This is a genomic window from Saccharothrix deserti (assembly GCF_009769385.1).
GTDB classification, from domain to species: domain Bacteria; phylum Actinomycetota; class Actinomycetes; order Mycobacteriales; family Pseudonocardiaceae; genus Actinosynnema; species Actinosynnema deserti.
In genome coordinates, this window is the sequence record NZ_ML775962.1 from 40,260 (window position 1) to 52,954 (window position 12,695).

Genomic DNA, 12,695 nt, shown 5'->3' on the forward strand with positions numbered 1-12,695 from the left:
ATGGTTCAGCGACTTGAGGGCCGGGTGGCCGTGGTGACCGGCGGCGGCAGCGGCATCGGGCTGGCCTCGGTGCGGCGGCTGGCGTCCGAAGGGGCGCGGGTCGTCGTCGCCGACGTCGACGCGGACGCGGGCAAGGCGGCGGCCGACGAGGTTGGCGGGCTGTTCGTGCAGGTCGACGTGACCGACGAGGAGCAGGTGTCGGCGCTGTACCAGACCACTGTGGACACCTACGGGTCGGTGGACGTCGCGTTCAACAACGCGGGCATCTCCCCGCCGGACGACGATTCCATCCTCACGACCGGCATCGAGGCGTGGGAGCGGGTGCAGAAGGTCAACCTCACCTCGGTGTACCTGTGCTGCAAGTACGCGATCCCGCACATGCTCTCGCAGGGACGCGGTTCGGTGATCAACACCGCGTCGTTCGTGGCGACGATGGGCGCGGCGACGTCGCAGATCTCGTACACCGCGTCCAAGGGCGGTGTGCTGGCGATGAGTCGGGAGCTGGGCGTGCAGTTCGCCCGGCAGGGGGTGCGGGTCAACGCCCTGTCGCCCGGACCGGTGAACACGCCGTTGCTGCGCGAGCTGTTCGCGAAGGACCCGGAGCGGGCCGCGCGGCGGTTGGTGCACGTGCCGTTGGGCCGGTTCGCCGAGCCGGAGGAGATCGCGGCCGCGGTGGCGTTCCTGGCCAGCGACGACTCGTCGTTCATGACCGCGTCGAACTTCCTGGTGGACGGCGGTATCGCCGGTGCCTACGTGACACCGCTGTGATGCCCCTGCAGGACGCGTTGTTCCGCCCCGTGCGGGCGGGCAACGCGTTCGAGGAGACCGTGGAACGGCTCGTGCAGGCGATCCGGCTCGGCGTGGTGGGGCCGGGGGAGCGGTTGCCCGCTGAGCGGGAGCTGGCGACCCGGTTGGGTGTCAGCCGGGTGACGTTGCGCGAGGCGATCAGGTCGTTGCAGGACGCCGGGTACGTCGAGTCGCGGCGCGGCCGGTACGGCGGGACGTTCGTGAACTCCCCGGTGCCCGTGGCCGCGCCGGACCGCCAGGTCGATCCGGAGGAGCTGGCGGACGCGTTGACGTTGCGGCTGGCGGTGGAGACGGGTGCGGCGGAGTGCGCGGCGGGCCGTGCGTTGGGGGCGGTGGAGCGGCGGAACCTGTTGACGCGCCTGACCGAGTGCCGCGACGCGTCGCTGGAGGAATACCGGCGCAAGGACTCGCGGCTGCACCTGGCGATCGCCGAGGCGACCGGCTCCCCGTCACTCACGACGGCCGTCGCCGACGCCCGGATGAGAACCAACGCCCTGCTGGACCGCATCCCCCTGCTGCCGCCCAACCTGGCGCACTCGAACGAGCAGCACGAAGTGATCGTCACCCACATCGTGGCGGGCGACCCGGAAGCCGCGCGGCGGGCGATGGCCGAACACCTGGACGGCACGGCCCTGCTACTGCGCGGCTTCCTGTCCTGAAGATCACCGTATCGGGTGGAGAATGCAACCCAGGACAACCTGAATCGCATTACTCACGTTAGCCGGGAAATACGGCGGCCACGGCGGCGGGCCCAGGACTCAGCGGGCCCAGGACTCAGCGGTCCCGGAGGCGGTGGCGCAGGGCGACCGCCAGGTCGGCCGCGACGTCTTGCACGACGTCCGCGAATGCCTTGGTCGTCGCCGTGCGGTCACGGGTGGCCAGCGCGACCGCCCGGGTGGCTTCCGGGTCGCTGATGCGGATCAACGCGATGTCGGCGCGGATCGACGTCGCCGCCAGACCGGGCACCAACGTCACCCCGAGACCGGCCGCGACCAGCCCCAGCTTGGCCGTCCACTCGCGCACCACGAAACCGACTCGTGGTCGCCAGGGCGCGAGGAAGGTCTCGCCCGGGTTCGCGCTGCCTGCGATCCACGTCTCGCCCGCCAACTCCTCGAAGGCCACCGCCCGCGCACCGGCCAGCGGGTGGTCCCGTGCGACTGCCAACAGCAGCGGGTCGGGCGGTAGGGGGTCCAGGTGCAGGTCGGGGTCCTCCGTCACGCCGCCTACGACCGCCAGCCCGAGCGTGCCCGCTCTGACCCGGCGTAGTTGGGCGGGTGTCGTGCCTTCCCGCAGCGTCACCCCGATCTGGCGGGAACGGCTGATCGCCTGGGGGAGCAGGGCGGCCATCGCGGTGGGGAAGGCGCCTACGCGGAGCCGGCCCGCGACTTGGCCCCGGAGGTTGTCGAGGTCGCGGCGGGCGGCGTCCACGCGGTCCAGCACGGCGTCGGCGTGGCGCAGGAGAACGTGTCCGGCCTCGGCCAGGCGCACGCCTCGGGCGGTTCGCTCGAACAGTTGTGTGCCAGCGGCGGCTTCCAGGGCGGCTATCTGCCGGGAGATGGCGGACTGCGTGTAGCCGAGTCGTTCGGCCGCGCCGGTGAACGAGCCTTGTGCGGCCACCTCGCGCAGCACGCGCAAGCCGGTCAGGGTGAAGTCCGCCATGAGGTATGACTATTGCGCATTGCTGCAGTGCGAAACCGTCGTTTGTCGCATTGCTCGGCTCGACTTACGTTCGATCGTGTGATCACTCTGGGGCTGTTCGGGATCAACATGGGGCCGTGCGCCGAACCGGAAGTGGCCGCCCGGATCGCCGTTCTCGCCGAAGAACTGGGATACGACACCGTGTGGGCCGGTGAGCACGTGGTGGCGCCTTCGCCGCGCGTCCCGCCGTCGCCGATCGAGCCCGATCTGCCCATCCTCGACCCGGTGGTCTCGTTGACGTACCTCGCCGCCGTGACCCGATGGGTGCGGTTGGCGACCGGGATCGTGATCCTGCCCCAGCGCAATCCCGTGGTGCTGGCCAAGCAGCTCGTCTCGGTGGACGTCCTCAGCGGCGGGCGGCTGGTGTTCGGGATGGGCGTGGGGTACGTCGAGCCGGAGATGCGGGCGGTCGGGATGCCGATGGCGGGGCGTGGTGCGCGGGCCGACGAGTACCTGGCGGCCATGCGGGTGTTGTGGGACGACGAGAAGCCGGAGTTCCACGGGGAGACCGTGTCGTTCTCCGGGGTCGACGCCCACCCCAGGCCGGTGCAGCGGCCGATACCGGTCGTCGTGGGCGGGCACAGCGCGAGCGCTCACCGGCGCGCGGTGCGGCACGCCGACGGGTGGTACGGGTTCATGCTCGACCGGGAGCAGACGGCGGCCCAGGTGGAGGCGTTGCGGAGGGCCGGCGGGGACGGGCTCACGATCGTGGTGAGCCCGTCCGAGCGACTGGACGCGTCGGTGGTGGCGGACTACGCCGCGTTGGGAGTCGACCACCTGGCGGTGGTTCCCCCGGCCCGGTTCTGGCGGTCGGGGAGCCGGGTGGCCGACTTCGAGGAGTTCGTCCGCGCCAACGCGCCTGCCTGAGCTGTCAGCGCCCGGAGTCGCGTCCCGGCATGCGGTCGCCGCGTTCGGACCAGCGCTCGGGCCCGCGCTCGAACCCGCGCTGGGATCCGCGCTCGTCGAACCGCGAGTGGCCGGGCCGGTCGGCGCCCACGCCGTAGCGGCGGTGGTCACGGTCGGCGACCGCCACGATCCCGCCGCCCAGGACGAGGCCGAGGAGGCCGACTGCGACCAGCTGGGTGGCCCGGTGCTTGACGACCCGGACAACGACAGCACCCTTTCCCGCAGGCGGTGGGACGTGGGTCGGGTGTGGCACGCCCGGTGCCGGTTGGGCGGCGGTGGCCGGTTCGTCGGCGGCGGAACCCGGGGCCGGCTGGGCTGCGGCTTGTTCAGGCGCGTCACCTGCCGGCTGCGCGGTACCGGGTGTGGTTGCGCTGTCGGCGGCCGGACCGGGCACCGGGGTCGCCATGGGCGTGGTGGTGCTCGCGGCGGAGTCGGCGGGCTGTTGAGGGGCTGACCGGTCGGCGGCCGGAGGTGTGGTGGGAGTCTGGCCCGCCGGTGAGTCGGGGTCTTGCTGCGGTGGCTTCTGCGGGTCTGACATGGTGGAACTCCTGCTCTCCCGTGCTGTTGAACGCCATCATGCGCGACCGACCTGAGCGGATCCTGATCGTCTGCTGTCGGTCAGCTGAACCCCCTGTCGTCAGCATGTGTTGACGGTCACGCGGTCGTCAGCATATGTTGACGACATGTCCACGATCGCCGATCTCGACCAGGCCGCGCACGGCGCGGACCCGGACGCCGGCCTGCGCGCCGTGGCCCGCCTGCGTCGCCTGGTGGAGCAACTGGAAGCCCAACACGTCGCCGCCGCCCGCCAAGCCGGCTGGTCATGGCGTGACATCGCCACCCGCCTGGGTGTCACCAAGCAGACCGTCCACCGCAAATACGGCCGAGAGGACTGATCCGGTGTTCCAAGGCGACCACCCCGACCTGAACCGCACCATCGGCCGCGCGCTCAAACTCGCACTCGACCTCGGCCACCCACGCACCGGCAGCGAACACCTCCTGGCAGCCCTGTCCGACGCCCCTGCCCCGCTCAACGCCGTCCTGCACCGCCACGGCGCCACCGCGTCCGCGATCCGGGACGCCGCCCACCTCGCTGCACCACTGGGCGCGGGCGGCGCAGCAGACCGGGCCGTCCTGGCACCCCTGGGCGTCGACCTCGACCGCCTGCTCGGCGGCACCCCAGCCCTGGACCGCCCCGCCGGCCGTGAACCGCTCCTACCGCTCGGCGCGGCAAAGGCGCGGAGGCACTGCGCAAACCTGCGACCGCCGCTCGGCCTGGACGCCCAGGCCGCCTACGCGGCGTCCCTCCGCCTGGCCCTGGCCCGCCGCGAACGCAACCACCGCCCCGAACACTTGGCTTTGGCCCTCACCGCCCTCGACCCCGGCGTCGCGTGGGTGCTCAAGACCGCGAACATCGACCGCAAGGCACTCCTCGCCGACCTCGCCGCGACCTTCCCACCACCCCGCCGCAACCCACTCCTGACCGTCGAACGCCACCTCGGCCACCGAGCCCGCCACCGCGACCTCGTCCGCCGCTACCAGCGCACGACGGGCCGTGAGGTCGTCTCCGCCTCAGCCCTCCCCGCCCTGATCGTCGGCTGAGCCGTCGTCCACCAGTTCTCGCCAGGCGTCCGGATCAATCTCGGCCCGCCCATCGAGCACGTCCACCGCGCGCCGGACGATCGCTGCTTGAGCCGGACTGAGATCGTCGACCGGAACGTCCAGGTCACCGTCCCGGACGCGTTCCAGAGTCGATGCGAAGGCATGCCAATCGAGCACCTCCCGGCTGGTAACCAAGGCTCCCTCGACGATGAAGTTGGCGGTTTGGGTCGTGTCGCGGTCGGTGCCACGCGACGCGCGCATGGCCGAGATGATCGGCACCCACTGCTGCACCAACGTGGAGATCTGTTCGGGAACACTGCGTTCCGCAAGCCGAACGATCTCGTCCAACGCGCGTTGACCGTCCTGGGCGCGGCGGGGCAACCGGTCGATCAGGTCGGCCAGGTGCACGCCCTCCACCTCGTCCACGAGCGCGCAGACCCGGTCGAACTCACCTGTCTGTTCGCCGTAATCGGCCAATATGCCGGAGAGGGGCTGGACCAGCCTTTCCCAATCGCTGATTCCCATCTGGTAAGCGATCACGCTTCCCGCGACGGAGTGCGCCCAGGCCAGATCAGTGGTCCGGGAGCGCCTCAAGTACTCGCCGAGGTTGGAATGGCACGCTTGGATCGTGAGGGGATCGCCGTACGCGTACGTGATCCGCAGTGCCTCCTCTTCCAGTTCGACAGCGCGGTCGATGTGGTGGAGCCTGCTCTCCGCGTCGGCAAGCGCGGAGAAGGTCTTGCCGATCTCAGCCAGCCGGTTCTCGTCCTGGAAGACGACCAGACACTCGCGCAGCAGGTCCACCGCCTCAGCGACACGTCCCAACTCCAGCAGCGCGCCGTAGTTGTTGAAGGCGGTCATTGCTGCCTCACCTGCGCTCGCGCCTCGTCGGCGCTCGGACTCGCGGACCACGGCGTTGAGGTCCAGCACCCGCTGCCACTGCCTGAGATCGTTGGCTACGAACGCGCCGAGTTGCGCGGTGTTTTCCCTGACACTCCACGGCTGGGTGACCTCGTCCGACCCCAGAGGTGGCTCGGTCAGAGTGGCCATCGTCGCGATGTTCTTCTCGACGTGTTCAAGAACATGCGAATGGCGGCCCAGCCGGTGCATGGCTTCCAACCGTTGGGTGTCGAGGGCAAGTTGGGTCCACGTTCCCAAACCTGCGCGTGTCGCGTAGCCGGTGGCGACTTCGACGAGATCCAAGACGCGGTCGAATTCCCGTTTGTTCTGGTAGATGTCGATCAAACTGCCCGCGAACACCATCGCCAAGGAGAAATTCTCCCGCGCCACCGAGGTCTCCAACAGTTCCAGGCACAGGACCTCCGCTCGGTCAGCGTCGGTGCTCATCAGGATGGTCGCCAGTGAGAGACCGATGGACAGTTCGAATTCGGTGCCGCGAGTGGCCTCCACGGCCGTGGACAGGGCGGGCAACAGGGCGGCAACGGCGGCTCTCAAAGTGTCTCGGCGCAATGTTTCCTGAATCGCCCAGCCGAGTTCGCTCCAGCGCTGCGTGCGCAGCAGGTAAGGGCCGGCGGAGCGCGCGGCGTGGCGGACCAGCCAGCCGAGTTGGTCGTTCTCCTGCGCCACTGACGAGAGCAGCATGTTCAGCCAGAGATCGGCGAGGGCGTTGTCGATCACGTCGCGGAACTCTGGGCTGGAGGAGGTGCGACCGACTTCGGCCACGCCTGGGTGGATTCGGTAACGCATCCCGTTGGCGTCGTCCAGTGCGACAAGGGCTTGACGGACGAGGGGGCGCATCGCGGTGTCGATGTCCGGTGGCTGCTCGGAGCTGCTGTCGCGCCATACGTGTGGCCATGCCGAAGTGACGATCGGCCTCAACCGGTCGACGTCCTCCAGACAGCACAGGAACCGGAACAGCTGCGCGGACTCCGACGGCAGGGTGGCGACGGCAGCGTGGGTCCAGGAGTCCAGCACGGCCAGGTAAGCGGTGTCGCTCGCGGTGGGGTCGTTGCCGCGCAGGAACGGTTCGAGACGGGTGCCCTGGGCCTGCCAGGTCGCGTCGGCCTCGTCCAGCCGGGTCGCCAAGGCCTCCCGGTCACCCGCCCGGCCCTCGGCGAGTTCGAGCAGTTTGGGGTGTCCTTGCACGACTTCCAGCACGCGCGCGGCCAGTTCGGGGGCCGTGTCGATCAATGCGCTCAGGTTCGGCCACTCGCGCGCGAGCAGCACGCTTTCCTGCAACGACAGCGCGTGCACCGGCTCGACCAGCACCGAGTCCGCCAAACCGGAGGGCCGCCGCCGGGATGTGAGGACCAGCCGGGACAGGCCCCGGTGAGCGGTCATGGCATCGATGAACAGGCCCCAGCGTTCGTCGCGCCAAGCCCCGCGTTCGGTGAGCAGGGACTCGACGTTGTCCAGCACCACCAGCACACGGTTCTGCTCCAGCGCCTCCGTCAACCCCGGCAGCGAACGCCGCAACGCGTCGGTGTTGCCGACCAGGTGTGCCAGCTTGAGGCCGGACAACTGCCGCTCCAACGCCAGCGCGAAGTCGGTCAACGCCGAGCCGATGTCGTGCCCCTCCGGTGGCGCCGCGTGCCACGCCATCTGCGGGAACGACTCCTCGTGGGTGTAGGCCAGCTCCAGCGCGCAAGCGGTCTTACCCGCGCCTGCCATGCCGTGGAACAGCACACCGGCCCGGCCGCTGCGGGGTGCCAGGGCCGTGGTCGCGCGGGTCATCGGGCCGACCCGGCCGACGAACCGGTCCGGTTGCGCCGGGAACTCCGCCAGCTTCTGCCGTTCCGCCTGGAACACGAGCGGCTCGCCGGCGGGTGGCACCAGGCGCAGGTCCTCGGCGCGCGCACCGAACAGGGTCGGCGTCGCGGCGGACAGGGCCGGCGCGCCCGGCGTGGGCGGATCGGCGGCGACGCGGGGCAGGGAGAGCGCCAACGCGCGGGCCACCGGCTGGCCCTTGCCCAGCACGAGGTCGTAGAACGACCTGGACAGGGCGATGGCGAAATCGTCCACCACCGGGTAGCGCATCGCCAGCACGGCGCAGTCCAGGCGCCGCACCAGCTCGGTCGCCACGGCGGGCAGCGAGCCGACCTCGCTCACCGCCGCACGGACCGCGGGCGCGAGGCCCAGCAGGTGCAGGTGCTCGGCGGCGGTCACGGCGGCCGACTCGCAGGCGGACAGCGTGACCAGTTTGATCTGGTCCGAGGCCAGGTCGAGCAGGTCGACCAGCTCCGTGCTGGAGATCAGGTCACGGCGGCCCGCGTCGTCCTCCAGCACCACGCCCGCCGGCAGGCCGTGGCCGGACAGGTGCACCACGTCCCAGCCCTCCCGCTCCAGCAGGGCGTCCTGCAAACGTTCGCGCGTCGCGCCGTACTGGAGCACGCGCAGCTCGACGGCCTTGTGGTTCACCGCCGCGATGTCGTGCACCAGCCGTGCGAGCGCGTAACGCTCCTTGCGCAGGTTCAGCGCGCTCGCGTCCTCCGGCAGGCTGAACACCGCGAGCATCCGCAGCCGCTGCCCCACCTCCGCCTTGACCAGGGGCCGGCGCGGCAGGTGGTCGATCACGAACCCCACCCGGTGCCCGGACAGGGCCCGCCCGTCCACCCGGGCCAGCTCCCACGGCCGGTAGGCCAGCGCGCTCGCGGGAGCGGGCACCTCGACCCGGACCGGGCGGCGCGCGGCGGCCAGAGCCGGGGCGACCGGGCCGAGCACCCGTGCGGTGATCCAGTCGCCGACCTGGGAGACCAGCTCCGCCTCGTGCGCCAGACGTCGGTCCGGGGCCGCGTGCCACCTCAGGTACCTGTGCAGGTCGGTGAACGCCTCGAACTGCCACTCCGCCGGGTCCAACTCGACCGGGTGGTCGGTGACGAACGCGCCCGCGTCGGTCAGCCGCCACCGCCAGGTGGTCGGGCCCGCGTAGTCCAGCACCTCGAGACGTAACAAGCGGAGCACTCCATCCGTGTGACTACTCATCGTGACAGTCGAGGGCGGCCGGCGGCCCGTTACCCCGCCCGCGCGGCCGGTGCGCCGGAAATGGACTCGGTGAGCACCGATAACATCTCAGGTGAACGACCGACCACACACCGAGGAGTCACCGTGTCCCAGCCACGTCCCGCAGCCGCTCTCGCCCCACCGCGCGTGGTGGTGCCGGCGGGGACCACCGCGGGGACGGCGGTGCGTGAGGCAGGGCTCCCGGGCAAGGGACCGGACGCCGTCGTGGTCGTGCGGGACGCCGAGGGCCACCTCCGCGACCTCTCCTGGACGCCGCAGGTCGAGGTCGAGGTGGAGGCGGTCGCCGCCGACACCGAGGACGGCCGCAGCGTCATCCGGCACTCGGCGGCCCACGTGCTGGCGCAGGCCGTGCAGCAGCAGTTCCCCGAGGCCAAGCTGGGCATCGGCCCGCCGGTCAAGGACGGCTTCTACTACGACTTCCAGGTCGACAAGCCGTTCACCCTCGACGACCTCGCGGCGCTGGAGAAGCGCATGAAGTCGATCATCAAGGGCGCGCAGCGGTTCAACCGCCGCGTGGTCGAGTCGGTCGACGCCGCCAAGGCCGAACTGGCCGCCGAGCCGTTCAAGCTCGAACTCGTGGACATCAAGAGCGATGTCGACACGGCCGAGGTGATGGAGGTCGGCGGCGGCGAGCTGACGATCTACGACAACCTCGACCCGCGTTCCGGCGACCGCGTCTGGGGCGACCTGTGCCGCGGCCCGCACGTGCCGACGACCAAGCACATCCCGGCGTTCAAGCTGACCAGGGTCGCCGCCGCCTACTGGCGCGGCAACGAGAAGAACCCGCAGTTGCAGCGCATCTACGGCACCGCGTGGGAGTCGCAGGAGGCGCTGGACGCGCACATGGAGCTGCTGGCCGAGGCCGAGCGCCGCGACCACCGCAAGCTCGGCGTCGAGCTGGACCTGTTCAGCTTCCCGGACGAGATCGGCTCCGGCCTGGCGGTGTTCCACCCGCGCGGCGGGATCATCCGCAAGGCCATGGAGGACTACTCGCGCGCCCGGCACACCGAAGAGGGCTACGAGTTCGTCTACTCGCCGCACATCACCAAGGGCAACCTGTTCGAGACGTCCGGTCACCTCGACTGGTACAAGGACGGCATGTACCCGGCGATGCACCTCGACGCCGAGTACGACGAGGACGGCAAGCTGCGCAAGCCGGGCCAGGACTACTACCTCAAGCCGATGAACTGCCCGTTCCACGACCTGATCTTCCGGTCGCGCGGGCGGTCCTACCGCGAGCTGCCGCTGCGCATGTTCGAGTTCGGCTCGGTCTACCGGTACGAGAAGTCCGGCGTGATCCACGGCCTCACCCGAGTGCGCGGCATGACGCAGGACGACGCGCACATCTTCTGCACGCCCGACCAGGTGCAGGAGGAGCTGAAGTCGCTGCTGGACTTCGTGCTCGGGCTGCTGCGCGACTACGGCCTGGACGACTTCTACCTGGAGCTGTCCACCCGCAACGAGGAGAAGTACGTCGGCTCCGACGAGGTGTGGGCGGAGGCGACGGAGGCGTTGCGCGTCGCGGCCGAGTCCAGCGGCCTCGAACTGGTGCCGGACCCGGGTGGCGCGGCGTTCTACGGGCCGAAGATCTCCGTGCAGGCCAAGGACGCGCTGGGTCGTACCTGGCAGATGTCGACCATCCAGGTGGACTTCAACCTGCCCGAGCTGTTCGAGCTGGAGTACACCGGTCCGGACGGCACCCGGCAGCGCCCGGTCATGATCCACCGCGCGTTGTTCGGCTCGGTCGAGCGGTTCTTCGGCGTGCTGACCGAGCACTACGCGGGCGCGTTCCCGGCGTGGCTCGCGCCGGTGCAGGTGGTGGGCATCCCGATCGCGGACGAGCACGTCGACCACCTGCTGGCGGTCGCGAAGCAGCTCAAGGCGAAGGGCATCCGGGTCGAGGTGGACGCCTCCGACGACCGGATGCAGAAGAAGATCCGCAACCACACCACGCAGAAGGTGCCGTTCATGCTGCTCGCCGGCGGCAAGGACGTGGAGCAGGGCGCGGTGTCGTTCCGGTTCCGCGACGGCACCCAGATCAACGGCGTGCCGGTGGAACGGGCGGTCGAGACGATCGTGGACTGGGTCGGGCGGCGCGAGAACGCCTCGCCCACGGCGGAACTCGTCCAGTGACGAACCGGTACGAGGAGCAGGACGGGGTCGGGGTCCACGACGGGTTGCAGCGGCTGTGGACCCCGCACCGCCTCTCGTACGTGCGCGGTGAGGGCAAGGCGGTCGGCGACGAGCCCGAGGGGTGCCCGTTCTGCCGGGTGATCGGGCTGGGCGACGCCGAGGGCCTGATCCTGGCGCGCGGCGAGCTGGTGTTCGCGGTGCTCAACCTGTACCCGTACAACCCGGGCCACCTGATGGTGCTGCCGTACCGGCACGTGCCGGACTACACGGACCTGACGGCCGCCGAGACGGCCGAGTTCGCCGCGTTCACGCAGCAGGCGATGCGGGTGATCCGGCACACCGCCGGCCCGCACGGGTTCAACATCGGCATGAACCAGGGTGTCGTGGCGGGTGCCGGCATCGCGGCCCACCTGCACCAGCACGTGGTGCCGCGCTGGGGCGGCGACGCGAACTTCATGCCCGTGATCGGCCAGACCAAGGTCCTGCCGCAGCTGCTGGGCGAGACCAGGGAACTGCTGGCCGACGCCTGGACCGCGAACCAGCCACCCCACTGACGAGGGGGCCTCGCGGGCGGGACGAGGTTTACCGCCGACCGCCCTGTGCAACGGGACGGGGGTGACTTCGTCGAACACGCCTGTCCCGGTGGCCCATCGGACGATGAAGGTCGACGGGACCGACATCTTCTACCGCGAGGCAGGACCACCGGACGCCCCGGTGGTCCTGCTGCCGCACGGCTATCCCTGCTCGTCGTTCCAGTACCGCGACTTCATGGCCGCGCTCGGCGACCGGTGGCGCCTGATCGCGCCGGACTACCCCGGCTTCGGGTACAGCGGCACGCCCGACCGGAGCGGCTTCTCCTACACCTTCGACGGGTACGCCGAGTTCCTGCGGCGGTTCACCGACGCGGCCGACCTGACCCGGTACGCCATCTACCTGCACGACTACGGTTCCCAGTTCGGGCTGCGGCTCGCCATGCACGCGCCCGAGCGGGTCGCCGCCCTCATCATCCAGAACGGCGACATCTACGAAGACCAGCACGGGCCGAAGTACCGCCCGCTCAAGGAGTACTGGACCAACCCCACCGCGGACGGCGAGGCCGAGATCCGCGCCGCGGTCAGCGAGGAGGGTTTCCGCGGCGAGTTCGTCGGCGAACTCCCCGAGCGCCTGGTCGACCGGGTGAGCCCGGACCTGTGGACGTTGTCCTGGCAGGTGCTGGGCACGCCCGAGCGGCGGGAGAACCTCGTCCACCTGCTCGCCGACCAGGGGAGCACTGTGGACTGGTTCGGCAGGCAGCAGGCCTACCTGCGCGAGCACCGGCCGCCGACGCTGATCGTGTGGGGTCCGCACGACGGTTACATGCCCGAGGGCGCCGCACGGGCCTACCTGCGCGACCTGCCGGACGCCGAACTGCACCTGCTCGACGGCGGGCACTGGGCACTTGAGACGAATCTGGCCGAGATCGTCGCGTTGACCAGGGATTTCCTCGATCGCGTGCACCCGTCCGGACGCGCGATCAGTCCGAGCGGAACGTCGGGAGCGGCCGACCGCGACAATTGAGACAGCGATCG

11 protein-coding genes are annotated in these 12,695 nt (G+C 70.4%); 8 read left to right on the forward strand and 3 right to left on the reverse strand.

Going from position 1 to position 12,695, the window contains the following annotated elements; all coding sequences use genetic code 11:
* Together FM051_RS07155 and FM051_RS07160 are read left to right on the forward strand one after the other, a co-directional pair.
* Window positions 1-768, forward strand: coding sequence for a 3-oxoacyl-ACP reductase (locus FM051_RS07155; protein WP_158841969.1), 768 nt, complete (start codon window positions 1-3; stop codon window positions 766-768).
* Window positions 768-1,466: a FadR/GntR family transcriptional regulator gene (locus FM051_RS07160; protein ID WP_158841971.1), complete on the forward strand. Its 699-nt coding sequence runs from the start codon at window positions 768-770 to the stop codon at window positions 1,464-1,466. Before FM051_RS07155 ends, FM051_RS07160 begins: the two co-directional genes overlap by 1 nt.
* Before the next feature lie 115 nt (window positions 1,467-1,581).
* Here the strand turns inward: FM051_RS07160 and FM051_RS07165 are convergent, their stop codons facing one another.
* Window positions 1,582-2,466, reverse strand: coding sequence for a LysR family transcriptional regulator (locus FM051_RS07165; protein WP_158841973.1), 885 nt, complete (start codon window positions 2,464-2,466; stop codon window positions 1,582-1,584).
* A gap of 78 nt (window positions 2,467-2,544) precedes the next feature.
* Here FM051_RS07165 and FM051_RS07170 point away from each other — a divergent pair, with 78 nt between their 5' ends.
* The gene (locus tag FM051_RS07170) at window positions 2,545-3,372 is read left to right on the forward strand and encodes an LLM class F420-dependent oxidoreductase (RefSeq protein WP_158841974.1); all 828 of its coding nucleotides are present in this window, start codon (window positions 2,545-2,547) and stop codon (window positions 3,370-3,372) included.
* A 4-nt stretch (window positions 3,373-3,376) separates the two neighbouring features.
* Here FM051_RS07170 and FM051_RS07175 read toward each other — a convergent pair whose 3' ends face one another.
* On the reverse strand, window positions 3,377-3,949 hold the full coding sequence (locus FM051_RS07175; protein WP_158841976.1) for a hypothetical protein: 573 nt from the start codon (window positions 3,947-3,949) through the stop codon (window positions 3,377-3,379).
* A 145-nt stretch (window positions 3,950-4,094) separates the two neighbouring features.
* On the opposite strand from FM051_RS07175, the gene FM051_RS07180 reads away from it, so the two are divergent.
* Both FM051_RS07180 and FM051_RS07185 read left to right on the forward strand, forming a co-directional pair.
* The gene (locus FM051_RS07180) at window positions 4,095-4,307 is read left to right on the forward strand and encodes a helix-turn-helix domain-containing protein (protein WP_158841978.1); all 213 of its coding nucleotides are present in this window, start codon (window positions 4,095-4,097) and stop codon (window positions 4,305-4,307) included.
* Window positions 4,308-4,311: 4 nt separating this feature from the next.
* The gene (locus FM051_RS07185; protein ID WP_158841980.1) at window positions 4,312-5,013 is read left to right on the forward strand and encodes a Clp protease N-terminal domain-containing protein; all 702 of its coding nucleotides are present in this window, start codon (window positions 4,312-4,314) and stop codon (window positions 5,011-5,013) included.
* On the opposite strand, the gene FM051_RS07190 is transcribed toward FM051_RS07185, so the two are convergent.
* Window positions 4,984-8,925: a CHAT domain-containing protein gene (locus FM051_RS07190; protein ID WP_158841982.1), complete on the reverse strand. Its 3,942-nt coding sequence runs from the start codon at window positions 8,923-8,925 to the stop codon at window positions 4,984-4,986. The genes FM051_RS07185 and FM051_RS07190 overlap by 30 nt on opposite strands.
* A gap of 195 nt (window positions 8,926-9,120) precedes the next feature.
* Here FM051_RS07190 and thrS point away from each other — a divergent pair, with 195 nt between their 5' ends.
* The 3 genes from thrS to FM051_RS07205 all read left to right on the forward strand — a co-directional run bounded on the left by thrS (window position 9,121) and on the right by FM051_RS07205 (window position 12,684).
* On the forward strand, window positions 9,121-11,127 hold the full coding sequence (gene thrS, locus FM051_RS07195; RefSeq protein WP_158842373.1) for a threonine--tRNA ligase: 2,007 nt from the start codon (window positions 9,121-9,123) through the stop codon (window positions 11,125-11,127).
* On the forward strand, window positions 11,124-11,681 hold the full coding sequence (locus tag FM051_RS07200) for an HIT family protein (protein WP_158841984.1): 558 nt from the start codon (window positions 11,124-11,126) through the stop codon (window positions 11,679-11,681). The genes thrS and FM051_RS07200 overlap by 4 nt, the downstream gene beginning before the upstream one ends.
* A gap of 103 nt (window positions 11,682-11,784) precedes the next feature.
* Window positions 11,785-12,684 (forward strand): alpha/beta fold hydrolase, encoded by a 900-nt coding sequence (locus tag FM051_RS07205; RefSeq protein WP_158841986.1) that lies wholly within the window; start codon window positions 11,785-11,787, stop codon window positions 12,682-12,684.
* The last annotated feature ends 11 nt before the right edge of the window (window positions 12,685-12,695 follow it).

Coding starts and splice junctions, on each gene's coding strand:
- FM051_RS07155 (WP_158841969.1), top strand. CDS start 1: ATGGTTCAGCGACTTGAGGGCCGGGTGGCCGTGGTGACCGGCGGCGGC.
- FM051_RS07180 (WP_158841978.1), top strand. CDS start 4,095: ATGTCCACGATCGCCGATCTCGACCAGGCCGCGCACGGCGCGGACCCG.
- FM051_RS07165 (WP_158841973.1), bottom strand. CDS start 2,466: ATGGCGGACTTCACCCTGACCGGCTTGCGCGTGCTGCGCGAGGTGGCC.
- FM051_RS07175 (WP_158841976.1), bottom strand. CDS start 3,949: ATGTCAGACCCGCAGAAGCCACCGCAGCAAGACCCCGACTCACCGGCG.
- FM051_RS07160 (WP_158841971.1), top strand. CDS start 768: ATGCCCCTGCAGGACGCGTTGTTCCGCCCCGTGCGGGCGGGCAACGCG.
- FM051_RS07205 (WP_158841986.1), top strand. CDS start 11,785: ATGAAGGTCGACGGGACCGACATCTTCTACCGCGAGGCAGGACCACCG.